We start from the raw sequence: 17603 nt of genomic DNA, 5'->3' as shown, positions 1-17603 counted from the left end.
ATCGGCTTCCGTCGCTGATGAACACCTGGGAGGGCAATTCCATCGGTTTGGCCGACGCGGCTGGACAGATGGTGTAGTTGTAGTGCCGAGGACAAGCCGTTCGTCCTATAACCGACTCGACTCGCGTCCGCCATTTCGGGCAACGCGGGTCAAGGTGCAGAATTTAGAGGAAAGAACCGAGAAGGTTCGGTTCTCCCGAGGAGGCCGCTCATGACCGCTCGCACCCCTGATGCCGAGCCGCTGCTGACCCCGGCTGAGGTCGCCACCATGTTCCGCGTCGACCCGAAGACGGTCACGCGCTGGGCGAAGGCCGGCAAGCTCACGTCGATCCGCACGCTCGGCGGGCACCGCCGCTACCGCGAGGCCGAGGTCCGCGCTCTGCTCGCGGGCATCCCGCAGCAGCGCAGCGAGGCCTGAACAACTGAATAGCCGGGCGAGAAGGCTGGTCCCCCAACCGGTCCGGACGCCCGGAACCACAGCTCCAAGCGACGCGGGGACCTGCCCCAACAGGCCCCTCGCCCAAGCCACTCAGAGCTCTCACGGCACGTAACAGGGTGCGTCGTGGATCGCGCTGGACTCCGCCGGGTCCAGCGCGATCTTTTTTGTGCGCCTCCTGTACGGTCCCCGGGCGCGGCTGTGAGCAGCCTTGTCGGAGTCTGGGGAGGGGTGTCGGATCCTCCGTGGGAGAGCGCTCCCGGGTAGTGCAATTGCACATATTAAATTGACTTGTTGTAGGACAGGCGTAAGTACCGCACTTCTGAAAAGTCATGCGGTGACACCCGTCACATGCCAGAGGCCTGTTGCCTCCGGACCAACTGCGTTAGAGAGACCGGTGTTGAGGGCCGGCGGCGCTCAGGCGGGGGTGGGGCTCTCGTCCTCGGCGGTCTCCGCCGGGCCGTCCGCGGCGGACGGGGCGGAGTCCATCGCCAGCCGCAGCAGGCGGTGGCAGATCGGACAGTGCCGGGTGAGGTGCCGGTACGACGACGCGGCCGACAGGTGCGCGCGGAGCAGTGCCCGCGTCTCGTGCCTAGCCGATGCCGCCATACGCCACCTCCAGGGGGGCCGTGCGGGAAGCGGGCCCTGGTTTCTGGGTACCGAGCGAATGTGACGGCGTCAAGACACCGGGGAGGGCGGGCAGTTGCGTTCACGCCCCCTGCGCGCCCTCAGGTCGCGCCGACGAGCCCCGGACGCGCGAGAGCCCGGGTCGCGTGACCCGGGCTCTTCTCACTGCGGTCCTGACGGGATTTGAACCCGCGGCCTCCACCTTGACAGGGTGGCGAGCACTCCAAACTGCTCCACAGGACCAGAGGTGCGGCGCTTTCCTGCGTTGCGCTGCGAGAAGGACTCTACAGGAGGGTGAGCCTCCTGGTCGAACTCACCCTCCGTCCGCGTGCCGTCACGGCGCCAGCGCGTCGATCGCCTTCACGATCCGCTTGTCGGAGACGGGGTACGCCGTGCCCAGCGCGTGGGCGAAGTAGCTGACCCGGAGCTCCTCGATCATCCAGCGGACGTCCAGCACCTGCTGGGGGACCGGGCGGCCCTGCGGCATCTGCTCCAGCAGCCAGGCGTACTCGTCCTGCATCTCGCGGACCTTCTCCATGCGGGTGGTGTCCCGCTGCACGTTGGTCGGCATCTGCTGCAGGCGGCGGTCCGCCGCGACCAGATAGCGCATCAGGTCCGGCAGACGGCGCAGTCCCGTCGCCGTGACGAAACCGGGCCTCACGAGCCCGTCCAGCTGCTCGCGGACGTCCTGGAGGTTCGGCAGCAGCGCGGGGCTGCGGACGGCCTTCAGGCGGCGCTCACAGGCCTGCCAGGCGGCCAGGACCTGCTGCACCTGGCCCACCGTGCGGACGGTCGTGTCGACGATCTCGGCGCGCACCTTGTCGTACAGCTTCCGGTACGACTCCTCGTCCCAGGCCGGTCCGCCGAAGTCGGCGACGAGCCGGTCGGCCGCGGCCATGGCGCAGTCGTCGAACAGGGCCTGGATGGAGCCGTGCGGGTTCGAGGACAGCGCGAGCTTCTGCTGGTTGGTCAGCTTCTCGGACGCGAACTTCGCCGGGTTGACCGGGATGTTGCGCAGGATCAGCCGGCGCGTGCCCTTCCACATCGCCTCGGCCTGCTCGGCCTCGGTGTCGAAGAGACGTACGGAGACGGTGTCGCCGTCGTCGACGAGCGCCGGGTACGCCTTGACCGGCTGACCGGCCCGGCGGGTCTCGAAGACACGGGTGAGGGTGCCGATCGTCCAGTCGGTCAGGCCCCTGCGCTCCAGGGACTCGCCGCCCTGCCGCTCGGCGGTCGCCGCCGCGGCCTGGGAGAGGACCTTGCGGGCCTTCGGCTTCAGCCGGAGCTTGAGCGCCTCCAGGTCCTTGTCCTCGGCGAGCTTGCGGCGCCGCTCGTCGACGATCCGGAAAGTGATCTTCAAGTGGTCGGGGACCTTGTCCCAGTCGAAGTCCTCGGCCTCGAAGGGGACGCCGACCATGCGCTTCAGCTCGCGCGCCATGGTCGTGGTGAGCGGCTCCTGGAGCGGCACCGACCGGTCCAGGAACGCCTTGGCGTAGTTCGGCGCGGGGACGTAGTTGCGGCGGATCGGCTTGGGCAGGGAGCGGATCAGCTCCGTGACCAGCTCCTCGCGCAGCCCCGGGATCTGCCAGTCGAAGCCCTCGTCCGTGACCTGGTTGAGGACCTGGAGCGGGATGTGGACGGTCACGCCGTCCGCGTCCGAGCCCGGCTCGAACTGGTAGGTGACGCGGAACTTCAGGTTCCCCTGGCGCCAGGAGTCCGGGTAGTCGTCCTTGGTGACCGCGCCCGCCTTCTCGTTGACGAGCATCTCGCGCTCGAAGTCGAGGAAGTCGGGCTGCTCCTGGCGCTTGCGCTTCCACCACGAGTCGAAGTGGGCGCCGGAGACGACGTGTTCGGGGATGCGCTGGTCGTAGAAGTCGAACAGCGTCTCGTCGTCCACGACGATGTCCCGGCGCCGCGCCCGGTGCTCCAGCTCCTCGACCTCGCTGAGCAGCCTGCGGTTGTCGGCGAAGAACTTGTGGTGGGTGCGCCAGTCGCCCTCGACCAGGGCGTTGCGGATGAACAGCTCGCGGCTGGCCTCGGGGTCGATCCGGCCGTAGTTGACCTTCCGCTGGGCGACGATCGGGACGCCGTACAGCGTGACCTTCTCGTACGCCATCACCGCGGCCTGGTCCTTCTCCCAGTGCGGCTCGCTGTAGGTGCGCTTGAGGAGGTGGCCGGCGAGGGGCTCGACCCACTCCGGCTCGATCTTCGCGTTGACGCGCGCCCACAGGCGGGAGGTCTCGACGAGTTCGGCGCTCATCACGAAGCGCGGGGGCTTCTTGAACAGCGCCGACCCGGGGAAGATCGCGAACTTGGCGTTGCGGGCGCCCAGGTACTCGTTGCGCTCGCGGCGGGCGCCGGTGTCCTTGGCGCCGGAGTCCTTGGACTCCTTCACGTCCTTCATGCCGATGTGCGAGAGCAGGCCGGCGAGGAGGGAGACGTGGATGCGGTCGGCGGGGGCGTCCTGCTCGTCGAGGTGGATGCCCATCTGCTTGGCGACCGTGCGCAGCTGGCTGTAGATGTCCTGCCATTCGCGGATGCGCAGGAAGTTGAGGTACTCCTGCTTGCACATGCGGCGGAAGGACGACGAGCCGCGCTCCTTCTGCTGCTCGCGGATGTACCGCCACAGGTTGAGGAAGGCGAGGAAGTCGCTGGTCTCGTCCCGGAAGCGGGCGTGCTGCTGGTCGGCCTGGGTCTGCTTGTCGGCGGGCCGTTCGCGCGGGTCCTGGATGGAGAGCGCGGCGGCTATGACCATGACCTCGCGGGCGCAGCCGTTCTTCTCGGCCTCCAGGACCATGCGGGCCAGCCGCGGGTCGACGGGGAGCTGGGCGAGCTTGCGGCCGGTCTCGGTGAGCCGCTTGCGCGGGTCCTTCTGCGCCGGGTCGAGCGCGCCGAGCTCCTGGAGGAGCTGGACGCCGTCGCGGATGTTGCGGTGGTCCGGCGGGTCGATGAAGGGGAACTTCTCGATGTCGCCGAGGCCGGCCGCGGTCATCTGGAGGATGACGGAGGCGAGGTTCGTCCGGAGGATCTCCGCGTCCGTGAACTCCGGGCGGGCGAGGAAGTCCTCCTCGCTGTAGAGCCGGATGCAGATGCCGTCGGAGGTACGGCCGCAGCGGCCCTTGCGCTGGTTGGCGCTGGCCTGGGAGATCGGCTCGATGGGCAGCCGCTGCACCTTGGTGCGGTGGCTGTAGCGGGAGATCCGGGCGAAGCCGGGGTCGATGACGTACTTGATGCCGGGGACGGTCAGGGAGGTCTCGGCGACGTTGGTGGCCAGGACGATCCTGCGCCCGGTGTGCGGCTGGAAGACCCGGTGCTGTTCGGCGTGCGAGAGCCGCGCGTACAGCGGCAGCACCTCCGTGAACCGGTACTTCTTCTTCTCCAGCGCGTCCGCGGTGTCCCGGATCTCGCGCTCGCCGGAGAGGAAGACGAGGATGTCGCCCTGCCCCTCGGCCATCAGTTCCTCGACGGCGTCGGTGATCGCGGTGATCTGGTCGCGGTCGGCGTCGTCGGAGTCCTCCTCCAGCAGCGGGCGGTAGCGCACCTCCACCGGGTACGTCCGGCCGCTGACCTCGATGATCGGCGCGTCGCCGAAGTGCCGCGAGAAGCGCTCGGGGTCGATGGTCGCCGAGGTGATGACGACCTTGAGGTCGGGCCGCTTCGGCAGCAGCTGGGCGAGGTAGCCCAGCAGGAAGTCGATGTTCAGGGACCGCTCGTGGGCCTCGTCGATGATGATCGTGTCGTAGGCGCGCAGCTCGCGGTCGGTCTGGATCTCGGCGAGCAGGATGCCGTCCGTCATCAGCTTGACGAAGGTGCCCTCCGGGTCGACCTGGTCGGTGAACCGCACCTTCCAGCCGACGGCCTCGCCGAGCGGGGTGCGCAGCTCCTCCGCCACGCGCTCGGCGACCGTGCGGGCGGCGATCCGGCGGGGCTGGGTGTGCCCGATCATGCCGCGCACGCCCCGCCCGAGCTCCAGGCAGATCTTGGGGATCTGGGTCGTCTTGCCGGACCCGGTCTCACCGGCGACGATCACGACCTGGTGGTCGCGGATGGCCTCGGCGATCGCGTCCTTCTTCTGGCTGACGGGCAGCTGCTCGGGATACGTCACCTCGGGCACGCGGGCGCGCCGCTCGGCCATCCGTGTCTCGGCCCGGGCGACCTCCGTCTCGATCTCGGCGAGGACGGCGGCCCGGGCCTCCGGCTTGCGGATCTTGCGCGCGCCCTCGAGCCTGCGCCCGAGCCGGTGCGCGTCGCGCAGCGACAGCTCGGTCAGACGGGGGGCGAGGGTGCCGAGGGCGGGGGCGGGGTGCGTAGACATACGGGTTCCAGGATCTCATCCTCGGGAAATTCGTGGCGAACGCTTTTGCTCCGGGCGGTGCGCCGGGCGGGGGAGCGGGCTTCCGGGCCCGCTCCTGGCGCGAGCGCGCACGGGCGGAAGCGCCCGGCGGGCCGAGACGAGAACACCCCCTCCGGGATCCCGGAGGGGGTGTCTGCTGCGGTGGCTGGGGCCGGGGTCGAACCGGCGACCTTCCGCTTTTCAGGCGGACGCTCGTACCAACTGAGCTACCCAGCCACGAGGTTTCACGTGAAACCTCAGCGGTCCTGACGGGATTTGAACCCGCGGCCTCCACCTTGACAGGGTGGCGAGCACTCCAAACTGCTCCACAGGACCAAGCGTGGTGATGCGCGAACCAACGTAGCTAAGTGTCGCACACTGTACTGCGTGCCCCCAACGGGATTCGAACCCGTGCTACCGCCTTGAAAGGGCGGCGTCCTAGGCCGCTAGACGATGAGGGCTATCGGCCCGCCTGGGCGCTTCTCAGCGCGTCGGGGACGTGAGAAGCATATGGGATGGCGGGAGGGTTCGCCAAAACGGTTTACGGCGAGGTCTCCGGCGAGGGGGTCGCGGCGCCGGCCGGCGGGCTGCCGGGAGGGGCCGTGGCGCCGGGCTGGTTCTCCTTCGGGAGGTGCCGGCTGACCTCGGCGGTCGCCCGGCCGAGGCCGCCCAGCCGGATCGCGTCCCAGGCCTGCAGGCGGCGGGTGTCCCGGTCGAGGTAGAGGACCGAGGCCTCGATGGGATCGGGGTGCTCCTGCTCCAGGGCCCGCAGCCCGCTGCCGCCCGTCGATCCCTCGACGCGCAGCCGGGTGCCGTACTTCAGGACCTCCATCTCCGGGCGGTGCAGATGGCCGGCGAGCACCAGCGGCACCTCCCCGTCGACCTCCCGGGCCGCCGCCGGCTCGTGGGCGACGGCGATGTCCACCGGTGTGCCGGCCGCCCGCTGGTCGCGCAGGGCCGACGCGAGGCGGGCGCCCGCCAGCTGCTGCGACGGCTCGGCGCCGGGCTGCCGGGAGCGGTCGGGGGTGAACTGCGGGTCGCCGATGCCCGCGAAGCGCAGGCCCTCGACCGTCGTCGCCCGTCCGTCGTCCAGGACGTGCACGTTCTCCAGGCCCTCCAGGTACTGCTGGGTCACCATCGAGTCGTGGTTGCCGCGCACCCAGACGTACGGCGCGCCGAGGTCCTCGACGGGGTCCAGGAAGCCGTTCTCGGCGGCCGTGCCGTGGTCCATGGTGTCGCCGGAGTCGACGATCACGTCCACCTTGTACTGCTCCACCAGCGAGGCGATGATCTTCCAGCTCGCCGGGTTCAGGTGGATGTCGGAGACGTGCAGCACCCGGATGGTGGTCGGGTCCGGCTGGTAGGCCGGGAGCGTGGAGGTGGCGTCGTACAGCTTCGTCACGTTGGTCACCAGGCGCGCCAACTCCTTCTGGTAGACGTCGAATTCGGTGACGATGCTGCGGGCGTCGCCGACCAGGGAGGGGGCGGAGGACAGCAGGCCCGAGAACCTGGGCTCCAGGACCGACTCGGGGTTCCAGGTGGCGTACGCCGTGCCGCCGGAGGCGGCCAGCAGGGTGAGGGCCAGGCCGCCGGCCGCCAGGGCGCGGCGCGGACGGCGGTAGACGGCGAGGCCGAGGGCGGTGGCGCCGGAGACGACGGCGACGCAGGAGCGCACGGCCAGGTCGGCGGCGCCGCGGCCGACGTCCTGGGTGACCTCGTCCTGGAGTCCCGAGAGGCGTTCGGGGTGGTCGACCAGGGCCCGGGAGCGGACCGGGTCCAGCTGGTCGACGTTCACGTCGAGGCGGACCGGGGCGACGTGGCTGTCCAGGTGCAGCGCCCCGAGCGGCGAGACGTTGATCTTCGTGCCGCCGGTGAAGGAGGGGCGCAGGGTCATGGTGGTGTCCATGGGGCCGACCGGGACCCGGACGTTGCCCACGATCAGCAGGCCCAGCCAGGCGCCGAGCAGGACGACCGCCGGCAGGCCGAGGGCGCGGACCCAGGGATGCGGCTGCGGGACGAGCTCGGCCGTCGCCGGGGCCTGCCGGGAGCGGTACTGCCGGGCGAGGACGCGCGGGACCCCGCGGACGTGGTGCGAGACGTTCATGACCTTCCGGACTGCGGCGGGGACGCGGGCCATTGGTCGCGTATGCCCCTGTGCGGGTGGGGATATGCGGGGGACCGGGAGGCTCTCGCACGGGTGTGTCGTACCCGACAATGGGCGTGTGCTGGAGATGACGCGCGAGGAGTTCGAGGAACTGGTCGCCGAGGCGCTCGACCGGATCCCGTCGGAGCTGACGCGACTGATGGACAACGTCGCGGTGTTCGTCGAGGACGAGCCCCCGGCGGACGACCCCGAGCTGCTCGGGCTGTACGAGGGGACTCCGCTGACCGAGCGCGGCGAGTGGTACGCCGGGGTGCTGCCCGACCGGATCACCGTCTACCGGGGGCCGACCCTGCGGATGTGCGAGACACGGGAGGACGTCGTCGCCGAGACGGAGGTCACCGTGGTCCACGAGATCGCGCACCACTTCGGCATCGACGACGCGCGGCTGCACGCCCTCGGCTACGGCTGAGCCCGGCGGAACGGGGCGCGTGTCCTCCTGCGGGCGGCGGGAGTTGGGCACACTGACTCATCACCGGCCCCCGGAGGTGCCCCGTGCGCCCCTTGTACGTACCCGTCCGCCTGGCCGCCACGGTCGTGGCCGTCGCCGCCGCCGCCGGCTGCATGAGCGTGGGCGACGACGGCGCGGGCGGGAGCGCCAAGCCCTCGCACTCCGCCGGGCAGCGGGGCGGGAAGCTGCCGGACGGCGGGCCCGCGCTGTCGGGCGGCGGTGCCGGGTACGACGCGGCGGCGGCCGACGGCGCCCACGGGCGCGGCAAGGGGAAGGGCAAGAAGCGCAAGAAGGGGGCGGACGGGTCGGCGCCCCCGGAGGCGTCGCCGTCCGTGGCGGTGTCCGGGTCCGCGCCGGCGGACGACGAGCCGGGCGGGCCCGCGCAGCCGACCTTGCCGGACCGGCCCGCCGATCCGGACCCCACCCGGCCGGCCGAGCCGGAGCCCACGCCGACCCCGCCCGAGCCGACCACCTCGCCGGAGCCGACGGTGCCCGAGCCGTCGTCGTCGGCGCACGAGCCGCCGGGGCCGCAGCTGGGCGAGCGCGAGCCGGCGCCGCAGGCCGGATCACCGGCCTAGGGGCTGTCGTTCGGATCAGGTCGCGGGGAATCGACTGTAGGTCGTCGGCGCCGGTGAGCGGGGCCCGGTGCGTGTAGCCGCAAGGCGGAGGAGGGCGGCGATGCGGAGCATCGGCAACCGACGACAACGCCGCGGATGCGCGTGCCGGGCCCCGCGTCCGCGGCGTGATCCGAACGACAGCCCCTAGCGCCGGGCGGGCCGGGAATGCGCGGACGGGCGGCCGTGTTGGTGTGGAAGACTGTCCACCCTCGACTCCTGCAGCCGTGCGACCCGATTTGCCTTCGTGGCCCCGGGGTGCGTATGGTGGCAGATCGTTTGATCCTATTTGCCCGGCGCCAACGCAGAGCGCGCCGTGTGGCGCGTACTCTCTCCCTTGCCGTGGTGGACCGCATTGAGGCGGTCGTATTGCGAATCGCGAATCACGGAGTTGACGGGCGCGTGCCGACGAGACGACTCCGGAAGGTTTCGCATTCGCATGTCCATCACCAGTACTGATCACGTCGTCGTGCCCGAGAGCACCGAGGACACCCCCGAGACCACCGAGGCCCCCGAGCTGACGTTCGCGGACCTCGGCCTGCCCGAGGGCGTCGTGCGCAAGCTCGCGCAGAACGGCGTGACCACCCCCTTCCCGATCCAGGCGGCGACCATCCCGGACGCCCTGGCCGGCAAGGACATCCTCGGCCGCGGCCGCACCGGCTCCGGCAAGACCCTCTCCTTCGGTCTGCCGACCCTGGCGCAGCTCGCCGGCGGCCGCACCGAGAAGCACCGGCCGCGCGCCGTCATCCTCACCCCCACGCGTGAGCTCGCCATGCAGGTCGCCGACGCGCTCCAGCCGTACGGCGACGTCCTCGGCCTGAAGATGAAGGTCGTCTGCGGCGGCACCTCCATGGGCAACCAGATCTACGCCCTGGAGAAGGGCGTCGACGTGCTGGTCGCCACGCCCGGCCGGCTGCGCGACATCATCAACCGCGGGGCCTGCTCCCTGGACGACGTGCAGATCGCCGTCCTCGACGAGGCCGACCAGATGTCCGACCTGGGCTTCCTGCCCGAGGTCACCGAGCTGCTCGACCAGGTCCCGGCGGGCGGCCAGCGGATGCTGTTCTCCGCGACCATGGAGAACGAGATCAAGACCCTGGTCGACCGGTACCTGAAGAACCCGGTCTCGCACGAGGTCGACGCGGCGCAGGGCGCGGTGACGACCATGTCGCACCACATCCTCATCGTGAAGCCCAAGGACAAGGCGCCGGTCACCGCGGCCATCGCCTCCCGCAAGGGCCGCACCATCATCTTCGTCCGCACCCAGCTCGGCGCCGACCGCGTCGCCGACCAGCTGCGCGAGTCCGGCGTGAAGGCCGACGCGCTGCACGGCGGCATGACCCAGGGCGCCCGCACCCGGACCCTGGCGGACTTCAAGGACGGCTACGTCAACGTCCTGGTCGCCACCGACGTCGCCGCGCGCGGCATCCACGTCGACGGCATCGACCTGGTCCTGAACGTCGACCCGGCCGGTGACCACAAGGACTACCTGCACCGGGCCGGCCGTACCGCCCGCGCGGGCCGTACCGGCACCGTCGTCTCCCTCTCGCTGCCGCACCAGCGGCGCCAGATCTTCCGGCTGATGGAGGACGCGGGCGTCGACGCCTCGCGCCACATCATCCAGGGCGCCGGCGCCTTCGACCCGGAGGTCGCCGACATCACCGGGGCCCGGTCGATGACCGAGGTCCAGGCCGAGTCGGTGGGCAACGCGGCGCAGCAGGCCGAGCGCGAGGTCGCCCAGCTCGCCAAGGAGCTGGAGCGTGCCCAGCGCCGCGCGTCCGAGCTGCGCGAGGAGGCCGACCGGCTGCTGGCCCGGGTCGCGCGCGAGCGCGGCGAGGAGCTGCCCGCGGCCACCGTGCCGGCCGGGGAGACCGACGGGACGGCGGCCGAGGCCGAGGTGTCCGTGCCGGCGCAGCCGACCGCGCAGGACGTGGAGTCGGCCGAGCACGTGGAGCGTACGGAGACCGCGGCGCCGTACGAGCGCCGGGAGCGGCGGGACGACCGGGCCGACCGGGGTGACCGGGGCGGGCGTTCGTTCGACCGTGAGCGGTCCTTCGACCGTGACCGCGGGGACCGTGGCGGGCGTTCGTTCGAGCGGCGTGACGACCGGGGCGGCTTCAACCGTGACCGTGACCGGGACCGTGGCTTCGACCGCCGGGACGGCGACCGTGGCGGTTTCCGCCGCGACGACCGGGCCGACCGGGGTGACCGTGGCGGGCGTCCGTTCGAGCGGCGTGACGACCGGGGCGGCTTCAACCGTGACCGCGACCGGGACCGTGGCTTCGACCGCCGGGACGGCGACCGCGGCGGTTTCCGCCGCGACGACCGCGCCGACCGTGGCGACCGGGGTGACCGCGGCGGCTTCCGCCGGGACGACCGGGCCGACCGGGGTGACCGTGGCGGGCGTCCGTTCGAGCGGCGTGACGACCGGGGCGGCTTCAACCGCGACCGCGACCGCGGCGGCTTCCGCCGGGACGAGCGCGGTGGGCACCGTGGCAGCGACCGTCCGTTCAACCGGGAGCGTCGCGACGATCGCCCCGGCTTCCGCTCCGCCGGCCACGACCGGCCCTACGGCCGTCGTGACGACCACCGCGGCACCGGCGGTTCCTCCTTCGGCCGCCGCGAGGACAAGCCGCGCTGGAAGCGCAACGGCTGACCCCCGCTGAACGCGAAGGGCCCGTACGACTCGTTCGTACGGGCCCTTTCCGTATGCGCGACCGTCACCGCCTGTGACGCATGTCACCCCCGCGCGGAGGGAATTGCTGGGGGCATGACAGACGACGCCAGACCGACCGGGCCCGCGGCGCTCTCCGACGAGGAGCGGCTGGCCCAGCTCGGCTACACCCAGGTCCTCGCCCGGCGCATGTCGGCGTTCTCCAACTACGCGGTCTCCTTCACGATCATCTCGGTCCTGTCCGGGTGCCTGACGCTGTACCTGTTCGGCATGAACACGGGCGGCCCCGCCGTGATCACCTGGGGCTGGGTCGCCGTCGGCCTGATGACCCTCTTCGTCGGGCTGGCGATGGCCGAGATCTGCTCGGCGTACCCGACCTCGGCGGGGCTGTACTTCTGGGCGCACCGGCTGGCGCCGCCGCGCACGGCCGCCGCCTGGGCGTGGTTCACGGGCTGGTTCAACGTGCTCGGGCAGGTCGCGGTGACGGCGGGCATCGACTTCGGCGCGGCCTCGTTCCTCGGCGCGTACCTGAACCTCCAGTTCGGCTTCGAGGTCACCCCCGGCCGCACGATGCTGCTCTTCGCCGGGATCCTCCTGCTGCACGGCCTGCTCAACACCTTCGGCGTGCGGATCGTCGGCCTGCTCAACAGCGTCAGCGTCTGGTGGCACGTGCTCGGCGTGGCGGTGATCGTCGGCGCGCTGACCTTCGTGCCCGACCGGCACCAGCCGGCGTCGTTCGTGTTCGGCGAGTTCGTGAACAACACGGGCTGGGGCAGCGGGGTGTACGTGGTGCTGCTGGGCCTGCTGATGGCCCAGTACACCTTCACCGGCTACGACGCCTCCGCCCACATGACGGAGGAGACCCGCGACGCGTCGACCGCGGGCCCGAAGGGCATCGTGCGGTCCATCTGGACCTCCTGGCTGGCGGGCCTCGTCCTCCTCCTCGGCTTCACCTTCGCCATCCAGTCCTACGAGGGCGCCCTGACCTCCCCGACCGGCGCGCCGCCCGCCCAGATCCTGCTCGACGCGCTGGGCGCCACCGCCGGCAAGCTGCTGCTCCTCGTCGTCATCGGGGCGCAGCTGTTCTGCGGCATGGCCTCGGTGACCGCCAACAGCCGCATGATCTACGCCTTCTCGCGTGACGGGGCCCTGCCGTTCTCGCACCTCTGGCACCGTGTGAACCCGCGGACGCGCACACCGGTCGCGGCGGTGTGGCTCGCCGCACTGGGCGCCCTGGCACTGGGCCTGCCCTACCTCATCAACGTGACGGCCTACGCCGCGGTGACGTCGATCGCCGTGATCGGCCTGTACATCGCCTACGTCATCCCGACCCTGCTGCGGCTGCGCAAGGGGGACGCCTTCGAGCGGGGGCCGTGGCACCTGGGCCGCTGGTCGCGGGCGGTGGGGGTGGTGTCGGTGGCGTGGGTCGGTTTCATCACCGTCCTCTTCATGCTGCCCCAGGTCTCCCCGGTCACCCCGGAGACCTTCAACTACGCCCCGGTCGCCGTCCTCGTCGTCCTCGGCTTCGCCGCGACCTGGTGGCTGGCCTCGGCCCGCCACTGGTTCCTGAACCCCGACCACGCCCGCACCCGCGCACGGGAGGCGGCCCGGACGGGGACACCGGAGGCGGTGGATCCGTGAGGCAGGGGAGCCGTGAGGCAGAGGAGCCGGGAGGAGAGGGCGGCAGGAGATGAGGGCGGCGGGGCTCGGGCGCGACAGGTCCCGGACCCCGCGCGGAGCGCCGGTCCGGCCCCGCGCGTGGCCTGAAAGCGGCACCCGCACGGCCCCGTCCACCGGCCCCGCGCAGCCGCGTCCCGATACCCGATCGGCGACACGGCCTCCTGCGGCTATGCTCGGGTAGGCAACATCGCCTGGGCCCTTAGCTCAATTGGCAGAGCAGTGGACTTTTAATCCATTGGTTGTGGGTTCGAGTCCCACAGGGCCTACGGACGACGGCGCCCGGACCGGCTCAGGCCGGTCCGGGCGCCGTCGCGTTCCCGGCCGGGAAACCGGTGTACACGCATGTCCCACGCCTGTGTGAACAAGTCCGGCTCTCCGATGGCTGGAACCGGTCTCCTGATCCTCGGCCGCGGGCACCGCGTACCAGGACTGACGCCCTGTCACCTGCTCTGCGATGTCTCCCCCCTCCGCACACCCATCGCCTTTCGGTCATGCGTCGAAAAACCCGGCGTATGGAGGAACTGACACCTTGTCGGGTGATCGGCGCACCACTCGGGCGCGCCAGGAACACCGGAGGAGTCGAGTGAAGAGCCCCTGGAGCCTCTCCAGCTCGTGGCGGGACGGGTGTCCCCTGCGCAGGACCCTGCCCGCGCTCGTCGTGCTGGCCGCGTTGCTGACCGTTTCCGCCGGGGTGGCCGGCGGGGCCGCCGGTGCCGTCGAGCGGGATGTGCTGAGGTCGGGCGGGCTCACGCAGATCGAGCTCTCCTCGTTCGAGGGCGACGCGTCGGTCCGCCCGCTCACCACGTCGGCCCTGCGGGACGCCGCGGACGTGCCGGGTGTCCGCCGCGTCGTCGCCGACTACGCGGCCGCGGTGTACGCCGAGGAGGGCGGGACGTACGACCTGACCAGCCGGACGCTGACTCCGGGCGACGACCTGCCCGTCACCCGGGGCAGGATCCCCGCCGAGCTCGGCCCGGACGAGGTCGTCCTGCCCGCCGCCGCGCAGGGCACCGACTTCGCCCCGCTCGTCGGCCGGACCGCCGCCTTCGGGTACACCAGGGCGACGGGTGACGCGTCCGGCACCACCGAGGTCGTCGAGCTGCGGATCGTCGCCGTGTACGACCCGGGCTGGCAGGCGGACGGACCCGGCGTCGCCTATCTGTCCGAGGACACCGCCGCCCTGCTGGCCGCGGCCCGGGCGGGCCGTTCGCCGGACGCCTTCCGGGACAGGGAGGGCGCGCGGTCCGCCGTCGTCGTGGTCGAGCACCAGCGGCAGGTGGCGGCCGTCACCCGGGCGTTGCAGGAGGACGGGTTCTCCGCGTCGCCGGTGTCCGACCGGGTCCGCGCCCTGCCCGGCCTGTTCGGCGCGGCCGACCTCGCCATGCGCGCCGGCGTCCTGGTCCTGGCGCTGGGCGCCGCCGTGCTCGGTGCCGTCCGGGCGGGGGACAGCACGCGGGCGCGGCTCGGGCAGTTCGCCGTGCTCAGGGTCCTCGGCTCCGGGCGGCCCGAACTGCGCCGGATCCTGCTCGGCGAAGCCCTGCTCTCCGGCGGGGTGGCGGGCGTGGCCGGCACGGTCGTCGGCACCGGTCTGTCCGTCGCGCTCGCCGGGCCGCTCAGTGCCGTCCTCGGACTGCCGATCACCGTCACGGACGCCCTGCCCGGGCTCCCCTGGGCCGCCGCGGCACTGCTGCTGCCCGCCGCCGGCCTGGCCGCCGGCACCCTCCTCGGCAGCCGTGAGGTCCTCCGCCGCGATCCCTACCTCACGGCACGGGCCCACGGCTGAGGGGCCGGGCGCCGATCGTTCCGGCCGGACCGTGCCCGGCTCAGCCCGCCGTCCGCTCGGCCAGCCCCGTCCGCTCCGCCAGTTCCGCCAGTTCCGCCGGCCCCGTCCGCTCCGCCGCCTCCGCGAGATCCGCCAGCTCCCCGAGCGGCAGGGTGTGCCGGGTCTGCAGCACCTTCGCCCGCAGGTAGCGGACGTTGTGCGCGGTGGTGAAGACCCCGGTCGGGACGCGGTCGCGGACCGCGACGCCCAGGGCGCGGAGCTGCTCGGCCTTGTCCGGGTTGTTGGAGAGCAGGTCCACCTCGCCGATCCCTAGGGCGCCGAGCATCTGGGCCGCCGCGGTGTAGTCGCGGGCGTCCTCCGGCAGGCCGAGCGCGGCGTTCGCCTCGTAGGTGTCCAGGCCCCGGTCCTGGAGGGCGTACGCGTCGAGCTTGTTGTAGAGGCCGATGCCGCGGCCCTCCTGGCGGAGGTAGAGCAGGACGCCGCCGCGGCCGGCGATCCGCTCGGCGGCCTCGCGCAGCTGCGGTCCGCAGTCGCAGCGGGCCGAGCCGAAGACGTCGCCGGTCAGGCACTCGGAGTGCAGGCGCACCAGGGGGACCGGGCCGGGGTCGCCCAGGACGAGGGCCAGGTGCTCCCGGCCGTCGGTCAGGCCGTGGAAGGTGACGACGTCGGCGTCGGCGCGGTAGCCGTCGTGGAAGCGCAGCGGGACCCGGACGCGGGCCCGCGGGACGGCGGCGGGGAAGTCGGGCATGCGGGCCTCCGGGTTCCGGGTCGGTGCTGGGACGGGCGCGACCGGGCGTACGGCACGGGGACGCGCCGTCCCCGGCTGCTTCAGATTTGAAGCAGCGTCACGACATCCGGACCCTACCTCTTGCTTGAAAGTTGAAGCAACTGTGGCTGCGGTCGCGGCTGCGGCTGCGGCTGCGACCGCGTCACGCGCAGGGCGGTGCCGACCGGCGGCGCCACGGCACCCCGTCGGACACCGGCCGGGCACCGTCCTCCCCGAGCGCCCGGACCACTCCGGAACAGATCTCCTCCAGCTGCCCGACCTGCTCCGCGCTCAGGTGGTCGAACAGCGAGGTCCGCACCGTCTCCACGTGGCCGGGCGCCGCCCGCTCCAGGACCGCCAGGCCCTCGTCGGTCAGCGCGGCGACGCTGCCGCGCCGGTCCGACGGGCAGGCCTCGCGCCGGACCATGGCGTCCCGCTCCAGCCGCGTCACCGCGTACGTCAGCCGGCTGCGGGTGATCTTCAGCCGCTCGGCCAGGTCGGTCATGCGCAGCCGCCGCCCCGAAGACTCGGACAGGGCGGCCAGGATGGAGTAGTACAGGTGGGGCATGCCGGCGTCCTGCTGGAGCTGCCGGTCGAGCGCGTCCTCCAGGAGCAGCGAGGCGGCCAGGTACGCGCGCCAGGCGCGCTGCTCCTCGGGGGTGAGCCAGCGGGTCGTCATGCCGCCAGTGTAGGTTTGCTTCAAACTTGAACCAAGATGTCCGGGCCAGTCCGGACCGGACCAGTCCCGCCCGTACTGACCACCGGGGAGCACCGATGCCCCACCCGTACGTCCTGCTGTCCGCCGCCGTCTCCCTCGACGGCTACCTGGACGACACCGGCCCCGACCGCCTGCTGCTGTCCAGCGCGGCGGACTTCGACCGGGTCGACGAGGTGCGGGCGTCCGTCGACGCGATCCTGGTCGGCGCCGGGACCATCCGCGCCGACAACCCCCGGCTGCTCGTCAACTCCCCCGAGCGGCGGGCCGCCCGCGTCGCCGCGGGCCGGCCCGCGTACCCGCTCAAGGTCACCGTCAGCGGCACCGGCGACCTGGACCCGGCGGCTCCGTTCTGGCACACGGGCGGCGAGAAGGTCCTCTACACGACGGACCGGGGGGCCGGGCGGGCGCACGCCCTCGGCATCGCGGCCGACGTCGTCCCGCTCGGCGCCGCCCTGGACTGGCGGCGCCTCCTGGCACACCTGCACGACGTCCGCGGCGTACGGCGGCTCATGGTCGAGGGCGGCGGGCAGATCCACACCCAGCTGCTCACCCAGGGCCTGGCCGACGAACTCCAGCTCGTCCTCGCCCCGCTCTTCGTGGGCGACCCGGACGCGCCCCGGCTGTTCGGGCCGGGCGGCTACCAGGCCGGCCGGCTGCGGCTGCTGGAGACCCGGCAGATCGGTGACGTCGTCCTCATGCGCTACCGGCCCACCGCGCCGGGCGCCGGAACCGTCCCGTCCGCCGCCGACCACCACTGGCTGGCCCTCGCCTGCGAACTGGCCGGGCGCTGCCCGCCGTCGGACACCGCCTTCAGCGTGGGCGCGGTCGTGGTGGCGGCCGACGGCACGGAACTGGCCCGCGGCCACTCCCGGGAGGGCGGCGATCCGGTCGTCCACGCGGAGGAGGCGGCGCTGGCCAAGGCCGACCCCACCGATCCGCGCCTGGCCGGCGCGACGGTCTACAGCAGCCTGGAGCCCTGCGCCCGCCGGGCCTCCCGGCCCGCGCCGTGCGCCCGGCTGATCCTGGACGCCGGGGTGCGGCGGGTCGTCACGGCCTGGCGCGAGCCGGACACCTTCGTGGCCGGGGCCGACGGCAGCGGGGTGCTGGCGGCGGGAGGCGCCGCCGTCGTCGTCCTGCCGGAACTCGAAGGGCCGGCCAAGGCCCCCAACCGGCACCTGCTGGGGTGAGCGCGCTCACATTCCGCACGGAAAACCCCTGGTGAGAGGCTTCGGCCCGTCATGTGTGTGCTTCGGGCCCCGCGGATGGCGTATGGTTGAGACACAACGACGCGGGGTGGAGCAGCTCGGTAGCTCGCTGGGCTCATAACCCAGAGGTCGCAGGTTCAAATCCTGTCCCCGCTA

12 protein-coding genes and 6 tRNA genes are annotated in these 17603 nt (G+C 72.3%); 9 read left to right on the top strand and 9 right to left on the bottom strand.

Features of this window, described 5'->3' with window-relative positions; translation table 11 throughout:
* The first annotated feature begins 210 nt into the window (after window positions 1-210).
* Complete coding sequence (gene bldC / locus ACIF8T_RS05745) at window positions 211-417, top strand: developmental transcriptional regulator BldC (protein ID WP_003949541.1); 207 nt, start codon at window positions 211-213, stop codon at window positions 415-417.
* A gap of 435 nt (window positions 418-852) precedes the next feature.
* Here the strand turns inward: bldC and ACIF8T_RS05740 are convergent, their stop codons facing one another.
* The 7 genes from ACIF8T_RS05740 to ACIF8T_RS05710 all read right to left on the bottom strand — a co-directional run bounded on the left by ACIF8T_RS05740 (window position 853) and on the right by ACIF8T_RS05710 (window position 7532).
* Window positions 853-1044: a DUF6274 family protein gene (locus ACIF8T_RS05740; RefSeq protein WP_400031563.1), complete on the bottom strand. Its 192-nt coding sequence runs from the start codon at window positions 1042-1044 to the stop codon at window positions 853-855.
* A 186-nt stretch (window positions 1045-1230) separates the two neighbouring features.
* A tRNA-Asp gene (locus ACIF8T_RS05735) sits at window positions 1231-1305 on the bottom strand.
* Between the two features lie 91 nt (window positions 1306-1396).
* Window positions 1397-5377: an ATP-dependent RNA helicase HrpA gene (hrpA, locus tag ACIF8T_RS05730; RefSeq protein ID WP_400031561.1), complete on the bottom strand. Its 3981-nt coding sequence runs from the start codon at window positions 5375-5377 to the stop codon at window positions 1397-1399.
* A gap of 181 nt (window positions 5378-5558) precedes the next feature.
* Window positions 5559-5632: transfer RNA gene (locus ACIF8T_RS05725), tRNA-Phe, on the bottom strand.
* Window positions 5633-5656: 24 nt separating this feature from the next.
* Window positions 5657-5731 (bottom strand) — tRNA-Asp (locus ACIF8T_RS05720).
* 52 nt (window positions 5732-5783) lie between these two features.
* Window positions 5784-5856: transfer RNA gene (locus tag ACIF8T_RS05715), tRNA-Glu, on the bottom strand.
* An 80-nt stretch (window positions 5857-5936) separates the two neighbouring features.
* A complete protein-coding gene (locus tag ACIF8T_RS05710) occupies window positions 5937-7532 on the bottom strand; it encodes a metallophosphoesterase (RefSeq protein WP_400031559.1) in 1596 nt (531 codons plus the stop codon).
* 85 nt (window positions 7533-7617) lie between these two features.
* Here ACIF8T_RS05710 and ACIF8T_RS05705 point away from each other — a divergent pair, with 85 nt between their 5' ends.
* From ACIF8T_RS05705 to ACIF8T_RS05680, 6 genes are all read left to right on the top strand, one after another.
* Window positions 7618-7968: a metallopeptidase family protein gene (locus ACIF8T_RS05705; RefSeq protein ID WP_400031558.1), complete on the top strand. Its 351-nt coding sequence runs from the start codon at window positions 7618-7620 to the stop codon at window positions 7966-7968.
* 83 nt (window positions 7969-8051) lie between these two features.
* A complete protein-coding gene (locus tag ACIF8T_RS05700; RefSeq protein WP_400031556.1) occupies window positions 8052-8585 on the top strand; it encodes a hypothetical protein in 534 nt (177 codons plus the stop codon).
* A gap of 475 nt (window positions 8586-9060) precedes the next feature.
* On the top strand, window positions 9061-11277 hold the full coding sequence (locus ACIF8T_RS05695) for a DEAD/DEAH box helicase (protein ID WP_400031554.1): 2217 nt from the start codon (window positions 9061-9063) through the stop codon (window positions 11275-11277).
* Window positions 11278-11391: 114 nt separating this feature from the next.
* On the top strand, window positions 11392-12936 hold the full coding sequence (locus ACIF8T_RS05690; RefSeq protein WP_400031552.1) for an amino acid permease: 1545 nt from the start codon (window positions 11392-11394) through the stop codon (window positions 12934-12936).
* A 232-nt stretch (window positions 12937-13168) separates the two neighbouring features.
* Window positions 13169-13241: transfer RNA gene (locus tag ACIF8T_RS05685), tRNA-Lys, on the top strand.
* A 317-nt stretch (window positions 13242-13558) separates the two neighbouring features.
* Window positions 13559-14758, top strand: coding sequence for an ABC transporter permease (locus ACIF8T_RS05680; RefSeq protein ID WP_400031550.1), 1200 nt, complete (start codon window positions 13559-13561; stop codon window positions 14756-14758).
* 40 nt (window positions 14759-14798) lie between these two features.
* Here the strand turns inward: ACIF8T_RS05680 and ribA are convergent, their stop codons facing one another.
* Window positions 14799-15506, bottom strand: coding sequence for a GTP cyclohydrolase II (gene ribA / locus ACIF8T_RS05675; RefSeq protein ID WP_400031548.1), 708 nt, complete (start codon window positions 15504-15506; stop codon window positions 14799-14801).
* A 181-nt stretch (window positions 15507-15687) separates the two neighbouring features.
* Complete coding sequence (locus ACIF8T_RS05670) at window positions 15688-16203, bottom strand: MarR family winged helix-turn-helix transcriptional regulator (protein ID WP_400031546.1); 516 nt, start codon at window positions 16201-16203, stop codon at window positions 15688-15690.
* A gap of 95 nt (window positions 16204-16298) precedes the next feature.
* Between ACIF8T_RS05670 and ACIF8T_RS05665 the strand changes: the two genes are divergently transcribed.
* Together ACIF8T_RS05665 and ACIF8T_RS05660 are read left to right on the top strand one after the other, a co-directional pair.
* A complete protein-coding gene (locus tag ACIF8T_RS05665) occupies window positions 16299-17429 on the top strand; it encodes a dihydrofolate reductase family protein (RefSeq protein ID WP_400031544.1) in 1131 nt (376 codons plus the stop codon).
* A gap of 100 nt (window positions 17430-17529) precedes the next feature.
* Window positions 17530-17603, top strand: a tRNA-Met gene (locus ACIF8T_RS05660).

Origin of the sequence: Streptomyces sp. NPDC085946, assembly GCF_044540485.1 — a bacterium.
Taxonomy (GTDB): domain Bacteria; phylum Actinomycetota; class Actinomycetes; order Streptomycetales; family Streptomycetaceae; genus Streptomyces.
Note: the sequence above shows the minus strand (reverse complement) of the source record. Positions and strands in the feature narration are given on the sequence as shown.